At 72.4% G+C, this 20,988-nt stretch carries 18 protein-coding genes and 1 pseudogene; 13 read left to right on the plus strand and 6 right to left on the minus strand.

Annotation, left to right across the window (positions count from 1 at the left end; genetic code table 11):
- Nucleotides 1-348: 348 nt before the first annotated feature.
- The 4 genes from ACZ60J_RS04650 (at nt 349) to ACZ60J_RS04665 (ending at nt 4,254) form a co-directional block, all read left to right on the plus strand.
- Nucleotides 349-1,464 carry an LLM class flavin-dependent oxidoreductase gene (locus ACZ60J_RS04650; protein ID WP_469678930.1) on the plus strand — a complete coding sequence of 372 codons (1,116 nt, stop codon included), beginning with the start codon at nt 349-351 and terminating at the stop codon, nt 1,462-1,464.
- Nucleotides 1,461-2,336, plus strand: a complete 876-nt coding sequence (locus ACZ60J_RS04655) for an ABC transporter permease (protein WP_469678931.1) — start codon at nt 1,461-1,463, stop codon at nt 2,334-2,336. The genes ACZ60J_RS04650 and ACZ60J_RS04655 overlap by 4 nt, the downstream gene beginning before the upstream one ends.
- A gap of 66 nt (nt 2,337-2,402) precedes the next feature.
- Nucleotides 2,403-3,446, plus strand: a complete 1,044-nt coding sequence (locus ACZ60J_RS04660; protein WP_469678932.1) for a taurine ABC transporter substrate-binding protein — start codon at nt 2,403-2,405, stop codon at nt 3,444-3,446.
- Complete coding sequence (locus tag ACZ60J_RS04665; protein ID WP_469678933.1) at nt 3,433-4,254, plus strand: ABC transporter ATP-binding protein; 822 nt, start codon at nt 3,433-3,435, stop codon at nt 4,252-4,254. The genes ACZ60J_RS04660 and ACZ60J_RS04665 overlap by 14 nt, the downstream gene beginning before the upstream one ends.
- Nucleotides 4,255-4,283: 29 nt before the next feature.
- Here ACZ60J_RS04665 and ACZ60J_RS04670 read toward each other — a convergent pair whose 3' ends face one another.
- Together ACZ60J_RS04670 and ACZ60J_RS04675 are read right to left on the minus strand one after the other, a co-directional pair.
- The gene (locus ACZ60J_RS04670) at nt 4,284-6,098 is read right to left on the minus strand and encodes a glycoside hydrolase family 15 protein (RefSeq protein WP_469678934.1); all 1,815 of its coding nucleotides are present in this window, start codon (nt 6,096-6,098) and stop codon (nt 4,284-4,286) included.
- A gap of 97 nt (nt 6,099-6,195) precedes the next feature.
- Nucleotides 6,196-6,768, minus strand: coding sequence for a DoxX family protein (locus ACZ60J_RS04675; RefSeq protein WP_469678935.1), 573 nt, complete (start codon nt 6,766-6,768; stop codon nt 6,196-6,198).
- Nucleotides 6,769-6,890: 122 nt separating this feature from the next.
- On the opposite strand from ACZ60J_RS04675, the gene ACZ60J_RS04680 reads away from it, so the two are divergent.
- Both ACZ60J_RS04680 and ACZ60J_RS04685 read left to right on the plus strand, forming a co-directional pair.
- A complete protein-coding gene (locus ACZ60J_RS04680; protein ID WP_469678936.1) occupies nt 6,891-7,355 on the plus strand; it encodes a MarR family winged helix-turn-helix transcriptional regulator in 465 nt (154 codons plus the stop codon).
- Nucleotides 7,355-7,651 (plus strand): YkvA family protein, encoded by a 297-nt coding sequence (locus ACZ60J_RS04685; protein ID WP_469678937.1) that lies wholly within the window; start codon nt 7,355-7,357, stop codon nt 7,649-7,651. Before ACZ60J_RS04680 ends, ACZ60J_RS04685 begins: the two co-directional genes overlap by 1 nt.
- A gap of 42 nt (nt 7,652-7,693) precedes the next feature.
- Here the strand turns inward: ACZ60J_RS04685 and ACZ60J_RS04690 are convergent.
- Nucleotides 7,694-8,314 (minus strand): annotated as a pseudogene (locus ACZ60J_RS04690) (alpha-ketoglutarate-dependent dioxygenase AlkB); the annotation flags it as partial.
- A gap of 213 nt (nt 8,315-8,527) precedes the next feature.
- Between ACZ60J_RS04690 and ACZ60J_RS04695 the strand changes: the two are divergent.
- The 5 genes from ACZ60J_RS04695 (at nt 8,528) to ACZ60J_RS04715 (ending at nt 14,368) form a co-directional block, all read left to right on the plus strand.
- A complete protein-coding gene (locus ACZ60J_RS04695) occupies nt 8,528-8,860 on the plus strand; it encodes a hypothetical protein (protein WP_469678938.1) in 333 nt (110 codons plus the stop codon).
- Nucleotides 8,861-8,865: 5 nt separating this feature from the next.
- Entirely contained in the window at nt 8,866-11,397 is a 2,532-nt protein-coding gene (locus tag ACZ60J_RS04700) for a plasma-membrane proton-efflux P-type ATPase (RefSeq protein WP_469678939.1), read from the plus strand.
- Between the two features lie 184 nt (nt 11,398-11,581).
- The gene (locus ACZ60J_RS04705) at nt 11,582-12,850 is read left to right on the plus strand and encodes a sensor histidine kinase (RefSeq protein WP_469678940.1); all 1,269 of its coding nucleotides are present in this window, start codon (nt 11,582-11,584) and stop codon (nt 12,848-12,850) included.
- The gene (locus ACZ60J_RS04710) at nt 12,847-13,518 is read left to right on the plus strand and encodes a response regulator transcription factor (protein ID WP_469678941.1); all 672 of its coding nucleotides are present in this window, start codon (nt 12,847-12,849) and stop codon (nt 13,516-13,518) included. Before ACZ60J_RS04705 ends, ACZ60J_RS04710 begins: the two co-directional genes overlap by 4 nt.
- A gap of 109 nt (nt 13,519-13,627) precedes the next feature.
- The gene (locus tag ACZ60J_RS04715) at nt 13,628-14,368 is read left to right on the plus strand and encodes a class I SAM-dependent DNA methyltransferase (RefSeq protein WP_469678942.1); all 741 of its coding nucleotides are present in this window, start codon (nt 13,628-13,630) and stop codon (nt 14,366-14,368) included.
- Nucleotides 14,369-14,437: 69 nt separating this feature from the next.
- On the opposite strand, the gene ACZ60J_RS04720 is transcribed toward ACZ60J_RS04715, so the two are convergent.
- The 3 genes from ACZ60J_RS04720 to ACZ60J_RS04730 form a co-directional block, all read right to left on the minus strand.
- On the minus strand, nt 14,438-17,452 hold the full coding sequence (locus ACZ60J_RS04720) for a carbohydrate binding domain-containing protein (RefSeq protein WP_469678943.1): 3,015 nt from the start codon (nt 17,450-17,452) through the stop codon (nt 14,438-14,440).
- A gap of 184 nt (nt 17,453-17,636) precedes the next feature.
- Nucleotides 17,637-18,872 (minus strand): MFS transporter, encoded by a 1,236-nt coding sequence (locus ACZ60J_RS04725; protein ID WP_469678944.1) that lies wholly within the window; start codon nt 18,870-18,872, stop codon nt 17,637-17,639.
- Nucleotides 18,873-19,037: 165 nt separating this feature from the next.
- Nucleotides 19,038-19,427 (minus strand): RNA-binding S4 domain-containing protein, encoded by a 390-nt coding sequence (locus ACZ60J_RS04730; protein ID WP_469678945.1) that lies wholly within the window; start codon nt 19,425-19,427, stop codon nt 19,038-19,040.
- Nucleotides 19,428-19,574: 147 nt separating this feature from the next.
- On the opposite strand from ACZ60J_RS04730, the gene ACZ60J_RS04735 reads away from it, so the two are divergent.
- Nucleotides 19,575-19,970: a TOBE domain-containing protein gene (locus ACZ60J_RS04735; protein ID WP_274547382.1), complete on the plus strand. Its 396-nt coding sequence runs from the start codon at nt 19,575-19,577 to the stop codon at nt 19,968-19,970.
- 175 nt (nt 19,971-20,145) lie between these two features.
- Entirely contained in the window at nt 20,146-20,961 is an 816-nt protein-coding gene (gene modA / locus ACZ60J_RS04740; RefSeq protein WP_469678946.1) for a molybdate ABC transporter substrate-binding protein, read from the plus strand.
- Nucleotides 20,962-20,988 lie beyond the last annotated feature (27 nt).

Genomic DNA, 20,988 nt, shown 5'->3' on the forward strand with positions numbered 1-20,988 from the left:
TCGCGTCGTCACGTAGATCTGCTGCGTGTGTCGACCATGCTCTGTCGGGCTGCCGTCTCCCGTGCGCACGGCTGTTGATCTCACCGATCCGCCGATCCGCCGCATCTGACTCCTCCGACTCCGTACGGACGAGTCCGCGCCCCTAGGCCGTTCGCGCTTCCTTCAGCCTCCCTCTTCACCGCGCCGTTCGCGGTGGCCGCAGCCCTGCCCGCGGGGCCGATCACGGCCATGGCTCCGGTCGCGCGAACTCCCGTATTCCTGCCCGCACTTCCCCGTACACGTGCCACCGCCGCCCCAGCCGGATCCGCGCGCGGCGGTGCGTGTCACGCTGCTCCGACGAGGTTCGCCATGCCCGAGAATCCGCTCCTGCTGCACTGGTTCCTGCCCACCGGCGGGGACGGCCGCGACCCCGGCGGGGTCACCGCCGTCCAGGGCCGCAGCAGTACGGCCACCCGCCGTCCCGCGGACGTGCCGTACCTGGCCCAGGTCGCCCGCGCCGCCGAACAGGCCGGATTTCATTCGCTGTTGACCCCTGTCGGGCTCGGTTGCGTCGATCCGTGGATCCTGACGGCCGCGCTGGCGCAGCACACCACGCGGATCGGCTTCCTCGTGGCGTTCCGCGCGGGTTTCGCGAGCCCGACGCTGATCGCCCAGCAGGCGGACGCCTTCCGCCGGTTCGCCGGCGGCCGGCTCGGGCTGAACGTGGTGACGGGCGGCGATCCCGCCGAGCAGCGGGCCTACGGGGACGGGCTGGCGCACGACGAGCGCTACGCCCGCACCGATGAGGTGATGGCCGTGCTGCGCGACCTCCTGGACGGGAAGTCCGTGGACCACGAAGGCGCCCACCTGCACATCGAGGGGGCGCGCCTGACCGATCCGGAGCTGCGCCACCCGGTCCCGCTGTACTTCGGCGGGGCCTCGCCCGCGGCCGAGGAGGTCGCCGCCCGGCATGCCGACGTGCAACTGCTGTGGGGTGAGCCGCCGTCGGCCGTCGCGGCGCGCATCGAGCGGCTGCGCGAGCGGGCTCGCCCGGCGGGCCGCACGGTCCGCTTCGGGCTGCGGCTGCACGTCATCAGCCGGGACTCCGCGGCCGAGGCCTGGGCCGAGGCAGACCGGATCCTCGCCGGGCTGGATCCGGCGGCGGTCCGGGCCACCCAGGAGCGGTTCGCCGCCATGGACTCCACCGGGCAGGCCCGGATGACGGCCCTGCACGGCGGGGTCGCGGACGCCGAACGGCTGACGGTGGCACCGAACCTGTGGGCGGGCATCGGGCTGGTCCGCGAGGGTGCGGGCACGGCCCTGGTCGGCTCGCACGACGAGGTCGCGGCGCGGCTGGCGGAGTACCGGGCCCTGGGCGTCGACGAGTTCATCCTGTCGGGATATCCGCATCTCGAGGAGGCCTACCGGGTGGGCGAAGAGGTCGCCCCGCGTCTGCGCGCCCTGACCGGGGCGGCGGTCGCATGACCGCGCTCACCACGGAGGCTCCCGCCCGGCTCGCCCCGCCCGGCGCCCCTGCGGACGGCGCCGCGCCGCGGTCCCGTGCCCGGATCCGGGAGGCGCTGCGCTGGACCGGGCTGCGCCTCCTCGCCCTGGCCGTGCTGCTCGCCGCCTGGCAGGCGGCGGTGGCGGCCGAGCTGTGGCCGAGGGTGCTGGTCCCCTCGCCCGGTGAGGTGTGGCGGCAGTTCCTGCTGGCGTCCACCACGCACGACGGGGTCCGCGGCTACGGTGGCCACCTGCTGGTGGAGCACCTCGGGGTGAGCCTCGGCCGGATCGGCACCGGCTCCGCGTACGCCGTGCTGGCCGGGGTGCCCCTGGGGCTGCTGATCGGCACCGTCCGGCCGCTCGCGGTGGTGCTGGAGCCGGCCGTGACCTTCCTGCGCACCCTGCCGCCGCTCGCGTACCTCTCGCTGCTCGTCATCTGGTTCGGCATCGACGAGGCCCCGAAGATCTGGCTGCTGGTGATCGCGGCGCTGCCGCCGATCGCCGCGGCCACGGCGGCGGCCGTACGGACCGTGCCGGACGAACTCGTGGAGGCGGCGAAGGCGTTGGGTTCCGGTCCGGCGTCCCTGCTCCTGTCGGTGCGGCTGCCCGCCGCGCTGCCCGAGATCCTCACGGGCATCCGGATCGCCGTCGGGGTCGCCTACACCTCCGTCGTGGCGGCGGAGACCATCAACGGCGTGCCCGGCATCGGCGGGATGATCCGCGACGCCCAGCGCTACAACCAGACGGCCCTGGTGATCGCCGGCATCCTCGCCATCGGGCTGTCCGGGATCGTCCTCGACGCCCTGCTCCGGGGAGTCGAGCGCTACGCGGTCCCCTGGCGCGGCCGCGGCTGACCGCCCGAGCCCCGCCCGCCCCCTCCGCTTCTCCCCAACCCCGTTCCTCATCAATGGAGTTCCGTCATGCCCAGAAACGCATCCCGCCGCACCCTGCTGCTGGCCGCCGCCGTCGCCCTGACCGCTTCCGCCACCGTCGCCTGCGGGGCGGACGGGGACGGATCGTCGGCCGGGCCGGGGCGGACCACCGTACGGATCGCCTACCAGGCGATACCCAATGCCGACCTGATCGTGAAGAACCAGCGGCTGCTGGAGCAGGCCCTGCCCGAAGCCGACGTGAAGTGGGTGAAGTTCGAGTCGGGCGGTGACGTCAACACGGCCGTGATCGCCGGTTCGGTGGACCTGGGCCTGGCCGGGTCGAGCCCCGTCACCAAGGGCCTCTCGGCCCCGCTGAACATCCCGTACAAGGTGGTGTGGATCCACGACCTGATCGGCGACAACGAGGCACTGGTCGCCAAGCCGGAGATCGGCTCGGTCAAGGACCTGGCCGGGAAGAAGGTCGCCACGCCCTTCGGCTCCACCGCCCACTACTCGCTGCTCGCCGCACTGAAGGCCGCCGGGGTGGACGCGGGGGCCGTGCAGACCATCGACCTCCAGCCGCAGGACGCCCTCGCCGCCTGGAAGCGCGGGGACATCGACGCGGCGTACGTGTGGACGCCCACGCTCAGCGAGCTGACCAAGGACGGGAAGGTGCTCGTCACGAGCCGGCAGCTCGCGGAACAGGGCAAGCCCACCGCCGACCTGGGCGTGGTCACCAACGCCTTCGCGGCAGCGCACCCCGAGGTGGTCACGGCCTGGATCAAGGCACAGGACCAGGCCGTCGGGCAGGCCCGCACCGCCCCCGACCAGGCGGCGAAGTCCATCGGAGCGGAGCTCGGGCTGCCGCCGGAGGAGGCGAAGCGCCAGCTCTCGGAGCTGGTGCTGCTGAGCGCGAAGGAACAGACCGGCCCCGACTACCTCGGCACGCCCGGCGCCCCGGGGAAGCTCGCGGCGACGCTGCGGGACGCTGCCGTCTTCCTGAAGGAGCAGAAGAAGGTGGACGCCGTCCCGGACGAGGCCGCCTTCGGCCGGGCCCTCGCGGTGGAGGAGCTCGGCCGTGCCGCGCACTGAACCGGCCCCGGACACCGGCAACGCCACCGCCGGTGCGGGCGACGCCGGACTCGCCGTGGACCTCGCGGGGGTGTCGGTCCGCTACGGGCCGGCGAAGCAGCCGGTGACCGTGCTCGACGCGGTGGACCTACGGGTCCGCGCAGGCGAGTTCGTCGTCCTCGTCGGCCTCTCCGGCTGCGGCAAGACCACCCTGCTGCGGGTGATCGCCGGCTTCGCCCGCCCGGCCTCGGGCACCGCCCTGGTCCGGGGCGCCGCCCCGCGTCCCGGGCGGGGTGCGGGGGTGGTGTTCCAGCAGCCGCGACTGTTCCCGTGGCGCACCGTCGGCGGGAACCTCGGCTTCGCACTGGCCCGCCACGGGGTGCCGCGGTCGGAGCGGCCGGGCCGGATCGCCGAACTGCTGGACCGGGTGGGCCTGCCCGGCATGGGAGGCCGGCGCACCTGGGAGCTGTCCGGGGGCCAGCAGCAGCGGGTGGCGCTGGCCCGCGCGCTGGCGGCGGAGCCCGAACTGCTTCTGATGGACGAGCCGTTCGCCGCGTTGGACGCGCTGACCCGGGAGCGTCTCCAGGAGGAGGTCCGCTCCCTGGCCGGGCGGCTCGGCACGACCGTGCTGTTCGTGACGCATTCGGTCGAGGAGGCGGTGCTCCTGGGATCCCGTGTCCTGGTGATGGCGGCCGGGCCGGGCCGGGTGGTGGCGGACCTGCCGGTGCCGCTCCCCCGCGACCCGGCCACGGACGTCGCGGGATTGCGGGCCTCCCCCGAGTTCGCCCGGCTGCGCGGCCGGCTGGCCCGGGAGCTGCGCCCGGGCTGACGGGCGTCGGGCCGGCCGGCGCCCGTTCCTCAGACCTGGCCCGCCGCCAGGCTGCCCCCGCCCAGGGTGAGCGCGGTGTTCACGAGGCCGACGTGGCTGAACGCCTGTGGGAAGTTGCCGAGTTGGCGTCCGGAGACGGGGTCGTACTCCTCGGCGAGGAGTCCCACGTCGTTGCGTACGGACAGCAGGTGCTCGAAGAGCTCCCGTGCCTCCTTCTCCCGCCCGGTCAGGTACAGGGCGTCGGTCAGCCAGAACGAGCAGGCGAGGAAGGCCCCTTCGTCGCCGGGCAGGCCGTCCACCGAAAGCCCCTCGGTGCTGTAGCGGCGGACCAGGCCGCTGCGGCCCAGCTCCTCGCGCACCGCGTCGACCGTGCCGATGACGCGGGGGTCGTCGGGCGGCAGGAAGCCGACGCGCGGGATGAGGAGGGTGGCGGCGTCCAGTTCGCGGGAGCCGTAGTACTGGGTGAAGGTGCGCCGCTCGGCGTCGTAGGCGTTCTCGCAGACGTCGCTGTGCACCGCCTCCCGCATGGCGCGCCAGCGGTGCACGTCGCCGGGAAGCTTGGGGTTGAGTTCCAGGGTGCGCACGGCCCGGTCGGCGGCGACCCATGCCATCACCTTGGAGTGCGTGAAGTGGCGGCGCGGGCCGCGCACTTCCCACAGGCCCTCGTCGGGGCGGTGCCAGTTCTGCTCCAGGAAGTCGAGGAGCGCGATCTGGATCTTCCAGGAGTGCCACTCGGCGGGGAGTCCGGCGGAGCGGGCCACGTAGAGGGAGTCGAGGACCTCCCCGTACACGTCGAGCTGGAGCTGGTCGACGGCCGCGTTGCCGACCCGGACCGGCGCGGAGGACGCGTACCCCTTCAGCCAGGGCAGCTCGCTCTCCGGGATGCGCCGCTCGCCGCCGATCCCGTACATGATCTGCAGGGCGGCGGGGTCGCCCGCGACGGCGCGCAGCAGCCACGCCCGCCAGGCGCGGGCCTCCTCGAGGTACCCGGTGGCCAGCAGGGAGCCGAGGGTGAGGGTGGAGTCGCGCAGCCAGCAGTAGCGGTAGTCCCAGTTGCGGATGCCGCCGAGCTCCTCCGGCAGGGAGGTCGTCGCGGCGGCGGCGATTCCGCCGGTCGGCGCGTAGGTGAGGGCCTTGAGGGTGATCAGGGAGCGGATCACCGCATCCCGGTAGGGGCCCTCGTACGTGCACCGGCCGGTCCATTCGCGCCAGTCGGCGAGGCTCTGCTCCAGGGCGGCGTACGGGTCCAGGGGCTCGGGGCGCGGTTCGTGCGAGGGGTGCCAGGTGAGCACGAAGGCGACGCGTTCGCCCGCGGCGACGGTGAACTCGGAGCGGGTGCTCATGTCCTCGCCCCAGGTGTGCACGGGGGGTTCGCTGCGCAGCCATGCGGCGTCGGGCCCGGCGACGGCGACCCGGTCGCCCTCGCGGTTGCCGCCGCGCCGGACCCAGGGCACGACGTGCCCGTAGTCGAAGCGCAGGCGCAGGGTGCTGCTCACGGTCGATTCGCCGGTCAGGCCCTCGACGATCCGCATCAGGTCGGGCGCGGTGTCGCGCTGCGGCATGAAGTCGATGACCTTGAACGAGGCGCCGTCCTCGGTCTCCCAGAAGGATTCCAGGACGAGCGTGCCGTCGACGTAGCCGCGGCGGGTGCAGCGGGCGGATTCGGGTGCGGCGGCCGGGGCGATGCGCCAGTGACCGTTCTCCTCGTCGCCGAGGAGGGCGGCGAAGCAGGCGGCCGAGTCGAAGCGCGGCAGGCACAGCCAGTCGATGGACCCGTCGCGGCCGACCAGCCCACTGGTCATCAGGTCGCCGATGAGTGCGTAGTCTTCGATGGGTTGTGTCATTTAGGGCACTTTCCCTCGAATGCCCACACTCAATCAGCCCGTCCGGGTCCCTGCGCGGCGCCGCCGGGGGAGCCCCGGGGCGGCCGCACCCGTCGGCTCAGTTCCGGACGAGGAGGAGCACGCCCGCGGTCACGACGCCGAGGGCGACCGCGAGGGCCCCGTGGGCGAGGCGGTGGCCGCGCAGGACGGGCAGGAAGCGGTCGACGGCGTACCGGCCGGGGCCGGTGAGCGCGAGGGCGGCGGCGCCGGCGGCGAGCAGGAGCTCGTACTCAATGCCCGCCGGGGCGAAGAAGGAGCCGGTGCCCTTCACCGCGATGGCGTTGATCAGCGTGCCGACCAGAGCGGCGCCCGCCAGCGGCGTGAGCAGCCCGAGGACGAGGCCGAGCCCACCGAGGGTCTCGGTGAGGCCGGCGAGGACGGCCATGGCGTCACCGGCCGGGTATCCGCTGGCGGTGAAGAACTGGCCGGTGCCGCTGATGCCGCCGCCGCCGAACCAGCCGAAGAGCTTCTGGGCGCCGTGGGCGGCCATGGTCAGGCCGAGGACCACGCGCAGCAGGAGCAGGCCCGCGTCGTGGGCCGGGGTGGACAGCGCCGGGGCGGAGGCACGCGCGGGGGGCGCGGCGGGTTCGCCGGTTCGCGGCTTCGGCGTGGTGACGGAGGGGCTGTTCATGGGAGGGGTCCTTCCGGTCGGGCGGCCCGAGGAACGGGTTGTTCAAATTCGAACGACTCGCTCGAGCCTAGCCCTGCATCCGCTGCTGATTCAAATTGGAACGGCACGTGTAGCCTGGTTCCATGGCTGAAACGAAATGGCTCGACGACCGCGAAATGCGGGCCTGGGAGGGGTTCCTGGCCGCTTCCGCCCTGGTCAACCGCCGTCTCGACCAGCAGCTCAAGGACGATTCCGGACTCTCCCACCCGCAGTACGAGATCCTCGTGCGACTCGCCAGGGCGCCCGAGGGCGAACTGCGCATGACGGAGCTCGCCAACGGGCTCGTCAACTCCAAGAGCGGCCTGACGTACCAGGTCACGCAGATGGAGAAGGCCGGCCTCGTCCGCCGCCGCACCTGCCCCTCCGACGTCCGGGGGATCTACGCCGTCCTCACCGAGACGGGCCGCGCCCGGCTCGCGGAGGCCGCGCCGGGGCACGTGACCACGGTGCGGGAGGTCCTGGTGGACGTGCTCACGCCCGAACAGCTCGACATGCTCGCGGACGGGCTGGGCGAGGTCAGCCGCCGGCTCCGGACCCAGGGCGCGTGATGGACGCGACGACCGCCTGGATCATCGTGGCGGCGGTGGTGGCGGCCGGCCTGGCGGTCACCGCGGCCGTGCTCCTCGTACGGGTCTTCGCGGCCCGCAAACTGCTGCGCGACGCGGGCATCCCCCTGCGCGACAAGGCGCTGTTCTGGGCCGCCGTGGTCTACACGGTCTCCCCGGTGGACCTGATCCCGGACCCGGTCTACCTGGACGACATCGGCATCCTGCTCCTGGCCCTGCGCTCCCTCCACGCGGCGGCCTCGGCGGCCCGCCCGCCCAAGGAGCTTGACGCGGCGTAGCGACCGTCCGCGGCATCCGCGGCAACGCCCGCCGGCTCGGCCGACCCCGCGCGGGCGGAACTGGACGCTGATGCGGGGGCCGACCGGGCGTGCCGTCTTGGGGACGGCGTGTTCCATCGTGCGCTGGCAGGAGCCGCCCATCACCACCAGGTCGCCGTGGCCCAGCGGGAGGCGCAGCAGGGTGGGGCCGCCGTCGCGCGGGCGCAGGGCCAGATCGCGGGGGTCGCCCACCGAGAGGATGGCGACCATCGTGTCCTCGGTGGCGGAGCGGCCGGTGCGGTCGCCGTGCCAGGCGACGCTGTCCCGGCCGTCGCGGTACAGGCACAGGCCCGCCGTGACGAAGGGTTCGCCCAGCTCGGGGGCGTAGTGGCGGCTCAGCGCGGTCCGGGCCTCGGCAAGGACGGGATGCGGGAGCGGGTCGGCCGCGCCGTAGTGGGCCAGCAGCCGCGGGACCGCCACCTCCCGCTCGTACATCTGCCGCCGCTCGGCGTGCCACGGCACGTCGGCCGCGAGCCGCTCGAAGAGCGCGTCGGCTCCCGTCAGCCAGCCCGGCAGGTGGTCCACCCAGGCACCGGCGCCCAGCTCCGTGCGCCGGGCGCCCGCCGGCGGGCCGAGGCGGATCTCGTCGCCCTGGTCGAAGAGCGAGCCCTGGAGTGCGTGCATGGATCCAGGGTAACGCGCCATTCGAACACATGCACGAACGGTGCGCGGGGAGAGAGCGCGTGGAGCCGTCCCGCTCACTTCCGCTTACGAAATGTCCCGAGGGGGCGGGGCTCAGGCCCCGAAACAAGGGCCGTTCACCGCCGCCACACGGCATTCGACGGCCGTTTCCTGGAAGGGACGAGAAGTCCACAACCGGCCATGAGGAAACACACGATGAGCGCAATCGACGAATTCACCTCCCACACCGTTCCCGAGGTCCTTCACGAGTCCTACGCCTTCAGCTGCCTCGACTGCGGCCACGGGTGGGAGAAGCAGTACGACGTCCAGCACTACATCGACGCCACCGGCGTCCAGCGCACGCTCTGCACGGTGGACGGCGACCGGGTCCCCTCCCCGCTGACCCGCTCCGAGTGCGCCGCCTGCGGCAGCCACGTCATCCGCATCCTGCGGGCCGGCACGGTCTCGCACGCACGCATGGCGATGACCAGCGGAGCCCGACCGATGGAGATCCCCTCCTTCCTCTCCCTCCTGCACGGAGGCAAGTGACCGCCATGAGCACCGACACCGTCCCCACCGTCCCCGCCACACCCGCGGCCCTCGCCCCGGCCGCCGCAGCCTCCTGCGGGCCGGCCGATCCCGCCGCGGCGGAGGAACCCGAGGATTTCGAGCCCCCGGCCTCATGGCCGGACGGGCTCACCACCGCCGAAGCACACCGCCTCCGGCAGGAGCACGGTCCGAACGAGATCGCCGAGGAGCACAAGAACCCCCTGCGGGAGTTCCTCGGCTACTTCTGGGCCCCCATCCCCTGGATGATCGAGACCGCGCTGATCCTCTCGATCGCCGTCCGGCACTGGGTCGACGTGGTCATCATCGGCGTCCTGCTCGTCGTCAACGGCGTGGTCGCCTTCCTGGAGGAGCACGAGGCCGCCAACGCCATCGCCGCCCTCAAGCAGCGCCTCGCCACCGAGGCCCGCGTCCTGCGCGACGGCGTCTGGCGCACGGAGGCCGTCCGCGAACTGGTCCCGGGCGACATCGTCCGGGTCCGGCTCGGGGACGTCGTCCCGGCCGACGTACGGGCGCTCGGCGCCGGCACCCTCGACGTCGACCAGGCCGCCCTCACGGGCGAGTCCCTGCCCGTCGAGCGCGGCCGCGGCGCAAGCCTCTACTCCGGATCCGTCATCGTCCGCGGCGAGACCGACGCCGTCGTCGAGGCCACCGGCGCGAACAGCTTCTTCGGAAGGACCACGGCGCTCGTCGGCGAGGCCGGCACCGTCAGCCACCTCCAGCAGGCCGTCCTGAAGATCGGCAACTACCTGATCCTGCTGGCCGTCGCCCTGGTCACCCTCACGGTCATCGTCTCGGTGGCCCGCGGCAACCCGGTGCTCTCCGTCATGGAGTTCGCGCTCGTCGTCGTCATCGCCTCCGTCCCGGTCGCCCTGCCGGCCGTCATGTCCGTGACGCTCGCCGTCGGCGCCCGCAACCTCGCCAAGCGCGGAGCGGTCGTCTCGAACCTGCCCGCCGTCGAGGAACTGGGCAGCATCGACATCCTGTGCTCCGACAAGACGGGCACCCTGACCGAGAACCGCCTCGCGATCCTGGACCCCTGGGTCCCGGACGGCGTCGACCAGGACGACCTGCTCGGCTCCGCCGCGCTGGCCTCCCGCGCCGAGAACGGCGACCCCATCGACCGGATCGTCATCTCCACCGCCGCCGACCGGCTGACCGGCTCCGACACCGGCTGGGCGCACGGCCTGCCGGTCACCGACTTCGTCCCCTTCGACCCGGTCACCAAGCGCACCGAAGCCACCGTCGGTTTCGGCCCCGGTCCCGGCCCGGCGCCGGACTCGTACCACGTGAGCAAGGGCGCCCCCCAGGTCATCGCCCGGCTCTGCGACGGGGACCCGGCCGCCGCGCGCGTGGCGCGCATCGCCGACGAGTTCGCCGCCCGCGGCTTCCGCTCCCTGGGCGTGGCCCGTACCGACGAGTCGGGCGCCTGGCGCCTGCTCGGCATCCTGCCGCTGGCCGATCCGCCGCGCGAGGACACCGCGGACACCGTGGCGGCCGCCGGCGACCTGGGCGTGTCGGTCAAGATGGTCACCGGCGACCAGGTGGCGATCAGCCGGGAGCTGGCCCGCCAGATCGGGATGGGCGACAACATCCTGAACACGCACGCGCTGGACGACGGGAAGCCCGAGGCAGAGCTCGCGGAGCTCGTCGAGATTTCGGACGGGTTCGCGCAGGTCTTCCCGGAGCACAAGTACCGCATCGTCAAGATGCTCCAGGAGCGCGGCCACATCGTCGGCATGACCGGAGACGGGGTCAACGACGCCCCGGCGCTGAAGCAGGCCGACGCCGGCATCGCCGTGGCCGACGCCACGGACGCCGCCCGGGCCGCCGCGGACGTGGTGCTGCTGACGCCGGGCCTGTCGGTCATCTCCCACGCGATCAGCCAGGCCCGGGAGATCATCCAGCGGATGGTCAACTACGCCACCTACCGCATCACGGAGACCATCCGGGTGCTCGGCCTGATCACCCTGACGATCGTCGCGTACGACTTCTTCCCGGTCACCGCGATGATGATCGTCCTGCTCGCCCTGCTGAACGACGGCGCGATCCTCACGATCGCCTACGACAAGGTCCGCGGCTCACACAGGCCCGTCACCTGGGACATGCGCAGCGTCCTGACCGTGGCCACGGTGCTGGGGGTGGTCGGGGTCGGCGAAACCTTCCTGCTCTTCGTCCTCGGCCGCGAGGTCTTCCACCTGGGCGACGGGCTGATCCACTCCCTCGTCTACCTCAGCCTGTCGGTCTCCGGTCAGCTCACCATCTTCGTGACCCGCACCCGCGGCCGGTTCTGGACCTCCCCCGCTCCGGCCAAGCCCTTGGTCATCGCGGTCGCCGTCGCCCAGACCATCGCCACCCTCGTCACCGTGTTCGGCGTCGGAATGACCCCGCTCGGCTGGGGCTGGGCCGCCGCCGTCTGGGGCTACGCGATCTGCTGCTTCCTCCTGGAGGACCAGCTCAAGCTCGCCGCCCACTGGTTCCTGGACCGCCGCCGCGGCGTCCGGTCCGTCGCCCACTGACGCGGCCGTCGCCCGTGCGCGTCCCGCCCGGACCGGTTCCGGGCGGGACGCGCAGCACGTCGTACGCCGTGTCGCGCGCCGGGCCGGGCTCCCGGCCGATGGCAGGGTGCTCGTACACGGTGTATCCGGTATGACCGATATCCCCGATGGATCCGCGTAACGGCAGGTGAGGAGGGAGAGGTCCATGAGGTGGAACGCGCTCGTCCGTTCGGCGCCGCACCGGCTGGACCCCGTCGCCCGGGACCGGGTCGCCGCGGTGACCTGCCTGCTGATCACGGTCCCCTTCGAGGTCTACGCCGAGGTCGCGCACCAGTCCTGGGCCAGCCACCCCCTGCTGCGCTGGCTCGGGATCCTCGTTTCCTGCGGCGCACTGCTGTGGCGCAGGACCCGCTTCCCGCTCGCCGCCCTCGTGGTCCTGGCCGCGACCGCACTCAGTGCCAAGTTCATCGCCCTCTTCTTCCTCGCCTACGCCGCCGGCCGCCACCAGCGCACCTCCTACGCCTACGGGTTCGGGGTGGTCGCCACCGCCGAGCTCATCGCGCTCAGCGCACTGGGCTCCGGCCCGCCCCTGATCCGCGAGAGCTCCCCCTCCAGCCTGGCCCTGCTGGCTTCCACCGTGGCCCTGACGAGCGTGGTGGGCGCGACCCGGAGCCGGCAGCTGGCGGAGCGGGCCCACCTCCAGGAGGTGGCGCGGGAGCGGGCGGCCGAGGCGGTCAACGCCGAACGGCGCAGGCTCGTGAGGGAGTTCCACGACCTGCTCGGCCATGACGTGGCCCTGCTGAACATCCTGGTCGAATCGCTGCGGAGCTCCGTGGGCGGCCGGGACCGGGCGGCCGACGGGCTCCTCGACGCGGCGCAGCGGCAGTGCGCGGCCGCCTCGGACCATCTGCGGGGCATGACCGCCGTGCTCCGGCTGCGCGAGCTGGACACGCGGGCGCCGGACGGCGTCGCCGGACTCGACGCCCTGAGCCGCTCGCTCGACAGCGTCAGGGCGGCGGGGGTCGACGTACGGCTCGCGGACGGTTTCGCCGAGGGGTTCGAGCGGCTGCCCGCGGACCACCGGGAGGCAGCCCGCCGGGTGGTCACCGAGGGACTGACCAACATCCTGCGGTACGCACCCGGTTCGGCGGTGCGGCTGTCGCTGCGGGCGGATCCCGCCGGCTGGACCCTCGACGTCCGCAACGGTCCGCCGGGAGCGCCCGTACGGTCGCTCGCGCCGGGCACCGGCCTCGGGCAGGCCGGGCTCCGCGGGCGGCTGGAGTCGCTCGGCGGCGGGCTCGAAGCGGGGCCGGTCACCGGGCCGGCCGACCTGCATGCCGGATCCGACGCCGGTTCCGGTGCCGGTGTCCCTGCCGGTGCCGGTGTCGACGAGGCCCTCCGGGGCGGCGGCTACCTGCTGCGCGCCCACGCCCCCTACCCGCCCGAGCACCCACCCGAAGGAGCAGAGCAGTGATCCGTATCGTGATCACCGATGACGAGGACGTCATCCGCGCGGGACTGCGCACCATCCTCGCCGTCCCGGACGAGATCGAGGTCGTGGGCGAGGCGAGTTCGGGCTCCGAGGCCCTGCAGGCCGTCTCGGCGCACTCCCCCGACGTCGTCCTCCTCGACCTGGCCATGCCCGACGGACCGGACGGCGCCGAGACCGCCCGGCTGCTGCGCCAGGAGCACCCCGGCCTCGGGATCCTCATCCTGACGACGATCGCTGACGAGGAGCAGGTGGCCAGGGTCTGGCGGGCCGGCGCGGACGGCTACCTGCTGAAGACCGCCTCGGGCGCGGAGATGCGCGAGGCCGTGCACAGTGCGGCCGGACACCGCGCCGTCCTCAGCCCCGACGTGATCTCCACCGTCATGAGCCGGTTCGCCACCCACCACCATCCGGCTCCGACGCCCGAGGTCCTGGCGAGCGTCCGCAGCCTCTCCCAGGGCGAACTGCGCTGCGTGGTCGCGCTGGCCGACGGACTCGGCAACCGGGAGATCGCCGAGCGGCTCGGTCTCGCGGAGGGCACGGTCAAGACCCATCTCTCCCGCGCCCTCCACAAGTGCGGCCTGGACAACCGCACGCAGCTCGCCCTCCTCGCCAACGACCAGCGCGAGCTCCTGACGGGCCTCCTGGCCTGACGGGCTTCCCGGAGGGGGGTGACGGGTTTCCCGCGGGCTGACGGGCTTTCCCCGTCCTGCCGCTAAAGGAGTCGACAGCGCGCCCCGGTGCCCGGCAAAGTGGCCGCTCGTGACGAGCAGTGAGCTGTGGACCCGTGCGACCGCCGACCGCTACGACGCCGAGGAGACCGGGATGTCCTCGGCCGCCGTCCTCGGACCGACCCTCGACTTCCTCGCCGAGCTCGCCGGAGACGGCCGGGCCCTGGAGTTCGCCATCGGGACCGGACGCGTGGGCGTCCCGCTCCGGGAACGCGGCGTGCCGGTCGTGGGCATCGAACTGTCCGCGCACATGGCGGCGGTGCTGCGGAACAAGATCGACGAGGAGACCCTCCCGGTGGTCATCGGGGACATGGCCACCACCGTCGTTCCCGGCGAGTTCGCCCTCGTCTATCTCGTCTACAACACCATCACGAACCTGCTCACCCAGGACGAGCAGGTCGAGTGCTTCCGCAACGCCGCACGCCATCTGGCGCCCGGCGGCCGGTTCGTCATCGAGCTGGGCGTGCCGCCGCTGCGGTTCCTGCCGCCCGGCCAGGTCGCGGTGCCGTTCGACGTCTCCGAGCAGCACCTCGGCTTCGACACCTTCGACCTCGTCGAGCAGGTCCTCGTCTCGCACCACCTCACCCGCCACGGCGACGACGGCCGCTACCGCCGCGACAGCTCCCGGCACCGCTACGCCTGGCCGGCCGAGCTCGACCTGATGGCACGGATCGCCGGGCTCGAGCGGGAGCGCCGCGTCGGGGGCTGGGACGGGGCGCCGTTCACCGGGGACTCCGCGAAGCACGTCTCCGTGTGGCGCAAGCCGGCCTGAGGCCGGCCGCCCGGTGACCGCCGGGCGGCCGCCGCGGGGATCCCCTCCCTTTCGGGAGGGGATCGCCGGTCACTTCAGGTAGGGGCCGGCGGCGCCCACCTTGCCGGGGGCCGCGTTGCCGCCGCCCAGGTCGAGGACGTAGACCCGCAGGTTGCCCTTTCCGGGGGCCGGGACGGACAGGGTGCCGCCGGTGACGGTCTTCACGTCGCCGGTGACCGCGTCCTTGTACGTGCCGTTGGGTATGCCCGTGTACGTGGCGGCCCCGGTGACGGCCACCAGGGCGAAGCTGTCCACGCCGGCGGCGGTGTCGGTGTAGCGGCGCTTGAAGGCCATGCCGCCCGAGACGCCCTCGGTGGAGTACTGGCCCATCTGGAGCGCGGGCACGGCGCGGCGGATCTCGTTCAGCCGTTGGAGGTGCTTGACGAGCGGGGATTCCAGGGTGGCCGCCACGGGGCCGGAGGCGGAGGCCACCTTCGAGAAGCCGGAGGCGGTGACCGTTCCCGCGATCTTGTCCCCGTAGTAGGCGCGGCCGGTGCCGGCGAGCGGGCAGGTCGGGCCGCAGTCGATCTGCTTGCCGGCCTGGAACTCGGTCTCGGAGCCGTAGTACAGGGTCGGGATGCCGCGGAAGGTCCACATCAGGGCCATGTTCTCGGCCCAGGCGTCGGTGCCGCCGGCGTAGCGGGTGGAGGACTTTCCGGGGCCGAAGTCGTGGCTGTCGACGTAGACGACGTTGTAGGTGGCGTCGTTGTAGCTGTCGTCGGAGTCCTTGCCGTTCTGGAAGGCGTTGTTCGCGTCCCCGAAGTTCATGTGCATGCGCATGTCGATGACGTTCATGCCGGAAAACTTGCTGTGGTCGGGGGCGTGGTAGAGGTTTCCGTTGAGGAAGGCGTTGCCGCTGGTCGGCTGTTTGGCCGGGTCGTTGTCGGTCGTGTACTGCTGGACGGCAGCGGTGGCGTCGTCCGCGCTGTACGTCGCGGACTCCTTCCAGGTGTAGTACTGGGCGGACTGGTTGGCCGAGCCGCGGTTCCACTTGTCGTTGACGAAGGAGCCGACCTCGCCGAACACGTAGAAGTCCTGGGCCTTCTGGGCGCCGAACTGCTGGGCCACGCGCTGCTGGATGGCGGGCAGGAAGCGCCGGTTCCAGGTGACGCGGGGGATGTGCACGGCCGTGTCCACGCGGAAGCCGTCGACGCCCATGTCGATGTACTTGTTGTAGGCGCCGATGAGGTAGTTCTGCACGGTCGCGTTCTCGGTGTTGAAGTCCGCCAGGTCCTCGTGGATCCAGCAGGAACGGGCGTCCTCACCCTCCCAGTTGCCGATCCAGCACTGGTGGAACAGGGCCTTGGGGAACATCCCCGAGGTCGGGTTCGGCCACTGGCAGTTGTAGATCGTGTATCCCTCGGCGCTCTTGTACTGCGTGGCCGTGCCCCAGTTGACGCAGGTGTTCCCGGTCGGCTCGGCCGTGGACCACAGGTCGCCGTTGTAGTAGGACTTTCCGCTCTTGGGGTCCACGGTGAGACCGTCGTACTCGAAGCCGGCCTGCTTCTCGTCGTAGTACCAGGACCACTGCGCGTCGCGCACGCCGTAGACGGTCGGGGTGAACAGGCCCTTGGCACCCCAGCGGGAACTGTGGTTGTAGACCACGTCCTGGTAGATCTTGACGCCCTTGGCGTGGGCGGCGTTGATGAGGTCCTGATAGGAGGCGCCAGCCGATTCCAGGCGGGGGTCGACCTTGTAGAAGTCGTAGCCGTGATAGCCGTGGTAGTCGTAGTCGGAGCGGTTCAGGACGACCGGGGTGATCCAGATCGCGGAGAAGCCGAGGGCTTTGACGTAGTCCAGTTTCTCGACCAGCCCCTTGAAGTCCCCCCGGAACATGGGGTCGTCGTTGGCCGCGTTCCCGGACTTCACGTGCTGGCTGCCGCCCCGGTTGTTGGCACTGTCGCCGTCGTTGAAGCGGGCGGTGAGCACGAAGTAGATCGGGTCCTTGCGCGGGTCTCCGCCCAGCGGGGCCGATCCGGCCGGGGCCGGCGGCCGGGTACCCGTGGTGGCGACCGCCGCGGCGGAGGAGGCGGAGAGGTTCCCCGCGGCGTCCACCGCCCGGACGGTGTAGGTGTAGGCGGTGCGCTCCTCCAGAGCCGATTCGGTCAGGACCGTGGAGGTGACGGAGGTGACGGAGGTCCCCTTGGTGCCCCCGGAGCGGGTGACCTGGTAGCCGGTCACTCCCCGGTCGTCCGTGGCGGCGTCCCAGGTCACGACGGTGGACACGTCGGTGGCGGCGGCCCGCAGGCCGGTGGGCACCGTGGGCGCGGTGGTGTCGGGGACCACGGCGGCGCACGGGTCGGCGGCGTTCGCGGTGACCTTGGCGTCCTTCACCGTGGACAGGCCCGTGCCGAGGGCGTAGTTCCTGCCGCTGTTGTTGTCCCAGGTGCCGTTGCCGTTGTTGAAGGTGGCGGCGAGTCCGGCGGCCGAGCCGAGCGGGACCGTCTTCTTCACCCAGCCCGTGCACGCCGGGTCCATGCCGGTGCCGGGGACCGTGGTCCAGGAGCCGCCGGTCGGGGCCCAGTGCAGGTTGACGGTCGACCAGCCGACCGTGGTCGTCGCGTAGTAGACGGTGGCGCTCGCGCCGGTTCCCGTTCCGGTGCCGGGGTCCGCCGCGCAGGGGTCGCTGTGGGCCACGACCCCGTCCTTGACGGTGATGACCCCGGTGCCGAGGGCGTAGTTCTTGCCCCCGTTGTTGTCCCAGGTCCCCTGGCCGTTGTTGAAGGTCGCCTGGAGGCCGGCCGCCGCGCCGAGGCTGACGGTCTTCTTCACCCAGTCGGTACAGGCGGCTTCCATCCCGGTGCCGGGCACGGTCGTCCAACTGCCGCCGTCGGGTGCCCAATGCAGGTTGTAGGCAGCCCAGTTGCGGGTCTTGGTGTAGTAGAAGACCGTCGCCGTGTTGTCGCCCGAGGCCGTCACGGCGGCAGGGGCCGCTTCGGCGAGGGAGGCTCCGGCGGCCGGCAGCGCGGCCGCCAGACATCCCGCGGCGGCCAGGGCCAGGGCCGTGGACCGTCTTCCGGGAAGTGATCGCGTACGTGATCTCAAGGTCTGCTCCTCGACGCGGGGCCCAACAGCCCTGCAGCTCCGCGGCATTGAAAACTTGCCGCAAGGTTTTGCGGGGAGGTTATCCATGTGTCACCAGCGCGTGAACCCCCCGCGAAGGAGAAATCTCGCCACGGGACCCACCGCTTCGACCCTCATGAACCCTTTGTGGGGACAAGCACCGCAATCACTTGCAGCAATTTTCCGCCGCCCCGGCGCGGAGCACGAAGGGATGGGAGAGGACGGTGACGGCCACGGAGCACGCCGCCACGGCCGTGATGGCCGTGGCGGAGCCGACGTACTGGGCGAGGCCGCCGGAGATCGCGGCCCCGAGGCCCTGCCACGTCATCCGGCCGGCCGACTCCACCCCCTGGACCTGGCCACGGACCGGTTCGGGCGTCAGCTCCAACAGCCGCTCCTGCAACGGCAGCGTGGCCGCGAACCCCACGCCGGCGATGAACACCGCGGCCGCCGCCAGCGGCACGGGCGGGTGGACTGCGAACAGCATGAAGGGGACGGCGAGCAGCAGTCGCAGGGCGAAGGCAGAGCGTTCCCGCTGCCGGGCGGTGAGCAGGCGCCCGACGATCAGGTCACCGAGGAGCATGCCGGCCGAGCCGGCGGCCAGGAAGAAGCCGGCGTGCCGGGGCGCGTAGGAGATGAACAGGGCTTCGCAGCCGACGACCAGTCCGTTGGGGACCCACAGGTTCAGGAGCAGCGCACGCCGGCCCGGGTGGGAGAAGAGCACGGTGTTCGTGGCCCAGGTCCGGCGCAGTCCGGGGCGGCGGGTCAGCCGGACCGAGTGCTCGCGGACGGTCGCCGCCACGATGACCAGTCCGGCTCCGGTGAGGGCCGTCGCGGTGGCGAAGACCTCGTACGGGGTCAGGTGGCGCAGGAGTACCGCGCCGAGGGCGAAGCCGAGGACGGCCGTGCCGCCCGCGGTGATGTTCATCAGCGAACGCGCCAGTGCGTACGCGGAGTTCGGCACCACCTCGGCGAGCAGCCCCATCCGGGTGCCGGTTCCCAGGGACTGGAAGAAGCCCGGCACGAGGAGCAGGCCGAACCGGGCGGCGAGCGGCAGCCCCGGAACCGCCTGCGCGGCCACGCCCGCGAGCGCGAGGCACTGGAGCACGACGAGGGTGCGGCGCGGACGGTTCCCGTCCGCGACCGACATCAGCGTCAGCGCACCGAGCACCGTCGCGAACGTGGCCCCGTACATGCTCACGGCGGTCAGGAACGGGGACCCGGTCTGCCGGCCGACCAGCGTCCCGAGCGCGAATCCCGACAGGGTGCTCGCGGCGGCCGTCAGCGCGAAGCCGGCGTACAGGCCGGCGAACTCGCGGTTGCGGAGCAGGTCACGGTAGCCGGAGGGGCGGGAGGCACGGGGGTTGGAGGTGCCGGAGGGGATGAAGGTGTCGGAAGGCATGAAAAAAGCCTCCGCCCGCTCCCGGTTGGGGCGGCGAAGGCCAGCGGATGCATTCTAACGGCTCCGGGCCGCCGAACACGTCGGACGGCTCCGGAGCCCGGCGCGCGGCGGAGCGAGGGGGCGGCCCCGCAGGGGCCCGCCCTCCCCGTTCGCCGGCACCGGCCCCTACCGGCCGCCGCGAAGGGTTTCGATCTCGCGGCGGTCGCGCTTGGTCGGGCGGCCCGTGCCGCGGTCGCGGATGCCTACGACCGCCGCCTCCACCGGGGTCGGCGGCGGCGGGCTGTTGTCGGTCAGGCATTCCGCGGCGGCCGGAGCGCCGACCCGCTTGGACACCGGGCGGCGGACCACCACGATGCGCTCGCGCCCCGCATGGAACAGGCGCACCTCGTCCCCGGCCCGCACCGCCTGCGCCGGCTTCGCGCGCTCCCCGTTGACCCGCACGTGTCCCGCCCGGCACGCCGTGGCGGCGATCGCCCGCGTCTTCGTCAGCCGGACCGACCAGATCCACACGTCGACCCGCGCCGACCCCGAGCCCACCGTTTCCACTTCAGCCATGCCCCGACTCTAGCGAGCCGGACCGAACCGACCGAGCCGTGGAAGCGGAATCGTTTTTGGCGGTTTCGACAAGTGCACTGGTATCTGCCATGGATATCATCCCAATGGAATTGCAAATGCCGCACACGTGCCCCTACCTTGAGGCACATGCAGTCCTACACCATCGGTCAGGCGGCCCGTCTCCTGGGCGTCAGCCCGGATACCGCGCGCCGCTGGGCCGACGCCGGCCGCGTCGCGACCCACCGCGACGAGGGCGGTCGCCGGCTGATCGACGGCCGCGCCCTGGCCGCCTTCTCCATCGAGGTGGCGCAGGGGGCACACACCGAGGACGGCGAGACCTACACCTCGGCGCGCAACGCATTCCCGGGCATCGTCACCGCCGTCAAACTCGGCGACGTGGCCGCCCAGGTCGAGATCCAGGCCGGTCCCCACCGCCTGGTCTCCCTCCTCACCCGGGAGGCCGTCGACGAGCTCGGGCTGCAGGTCGGCATGCGGGCCACCGCCCGCGTGAAGTCGACCAGCGTGCACATCGACCGCGCCTGACCCCGCCCGGCGACGCCCTGCACCGCCAGTCCAGCACCGCTCAGCATCGCCCAGTACCGCTCAGTAACGCCCAGTACAAGGCGTACCCACCCGCTCCGCCCGTCACCGGCGCGGGTCACCACCGCGCGCATCCGGCACCAGGCCGGCCGCCGACCCGACCGAGGAGCACCAGCTCATGTCCCCGATCCTGCCCCTGAACCGCCGCACCGCCGCGCTCGCCCTCTCCGCCGCCCTGCTCGTCCCGGCGCTCGCCGCCTGCGGCAGCAGCGACGACAAGAAGGACTCGGCCACCTCCCCGAGCGCCTCCGCGTCCGCCGAGCCCAAGGCCGCGAACCTGACGGTCCTGGCCGCCTCTTCCCTCACCGACGTCTTCAAGACCGCCGGTGCGGCGTACGAGAAGGCGCACCCGGGCACCAAGGTGACCTTCTCCTTCGCCGGTTCGCAGGAGCTCGCCGCCCAGGTCAAGCAGGGCGCCCCGGCCGACGCGCTGGTCACCGCCGACACCAAGACCATGACGGGTCTGCTGGCCGAGACCAACGACCCGGCGATCATCGCCAAGAACCGTCTGGTCATCGCCACCGGCAAGGGCAACCCGTTCAAGGTCGCCGCCCTGAAGGACCTCGCCGACACCAAGATCAAGGTCGTACTGGCCGCGCCCGAGGTTCCGGTCGGCCGCTACAGCAAGCAGATCCTCGACGCGCAGAAGATCGAGGTGAAGCCGGTCTCCCAGGAGCCCAACGTCCGCGCCGTGCTGAGCAAGGTCGAGCTGGGCGAGGCCGACGCCGGTCTCGTCTACAAGACCGACACCCTCAAGTCGGGTGACAAGGTCGCCGTCGTGGACATCCCGGACGCCGAGAACGCCGTGGCCTCCTACCCGGCCGCCTCGCTCAAGGGCTCCAAGAACGCCGAGGCCGCGGCCGCGTTCGTGGCGTGGCTGACCAGCCCGGAGGCCCAGAAGATCCTCCAGGACGCGGGCTTCCAGAAGCCGTAACGGCCTGGCGGGTCCGATGACGGAGGG

This window comes from Streptomyces sp. NPDC104226, assembly GCF_055584085.1.

Excerpts from the sequence above, each read along its gene's own strand:
- ACZ60J_RS04650 (WP_469678930.1), top strand. The coding sequence starts at position 349 with ATGCCCGAGAATCCGCTCCTGCTGCACTGGTTCCTGCCCACCGGCGGG.
- ACZ60J_RS04655 (WP_469678931.1), top strand. The coding sequence starts at position 1,461 with ATGACCGCGCTCACCACGGAGGCTCCCGCCCGGCTCGCCCCGCCCGGC.
- ACZ60J_RS04660 (WP_469678932.1), top strand. The coding sequence starts at position 2,403 with ATGCCCAGAAACGCATCCCGCCGCACCCTGCTGCTGGCCGCCGCCGTC.
- ACZ60J_RS04670 (WP_469678934.1), bottom strand. The coding sequence starts at position 6,098 with ATGACACAACCCATCGAAGACTACGCACTCATCGGCGACCTGATGACC.
- ACZ60J_RS04675 (WP_469678935.1), bottom strand. The coding sequence starts at position 6,768 with ATGAACAGCCCCTCCGTCACCACGCCGAAGCCGCGAACCGGCGAACCC.
- ACZ60J_RS04680 (WP_469678936.1), top strand. The coding sequence starts at position 6,891 with ATGGCTGAAACGAAATGGCTCGACGACCGCGAAATGCGGGCCTGGGAG.
- ACZ60J_RS04685 (WP_469678937.1), top strand. The coding sequence starts at position 7,355 with ATGGACGCGACGACCGCCTGGATCATCGTGGCGGCGGTGGTGGCGGCC.
- ACZ60J_RS04695 (WP_469678938.1), top strand. The coding sequence starts at position 8,528 with ATGAGCGCAATCGACGAATTCACCTCCCACACCGTTCCCGAGGTCCTT.
- ACZ60J_RS04700 (WP_469678939.1), top strand. The coding sequence starts at position 8,866 with ATGAGCACCGACACCGTCCCCACCGTCCCCGCCACACCCGCGGCCCTC.
- ACZ60J_RS04705 (WP_469678940.1), top strand. The coding sequence starts at position 11,582 with ATGAGGTGGAACGCGCTCGTCCGTTCGGCGCCGCACCGGCTGGACCCC.
- ACZ60J_RS04725 (WP_469678944.1), bottom strand. The coding sequence starts at position 18,872 with ATGCCTTCCGACACCTTCATCCCCTCCGGCACCTCCAACCCCCGTGCC.
- ACZ60J_RS04730 (WP_469678945.1), bottom strand. The coding sequence starts at position 19,427 with ATGGCTGAAGTGGAAACGGTGGGCTCGGGGTCGGCGCGGGTCGACGTG.
- ACZ60J_RS04735 (WP_274547382.1), top strand. The coding sequence starts at position 19,575 with ATGCAGTCCTACACCATCGGTCAGGCGGCCCGTCTCCTGGGCGTCAGC.
- modA (WP_469678946.1), top strand. The coding sequence starts at position 20,146 with ATGTCCCCGATCCTGCCCCTGAACCGCCGCACCGCCGCGCTCGCCCTC.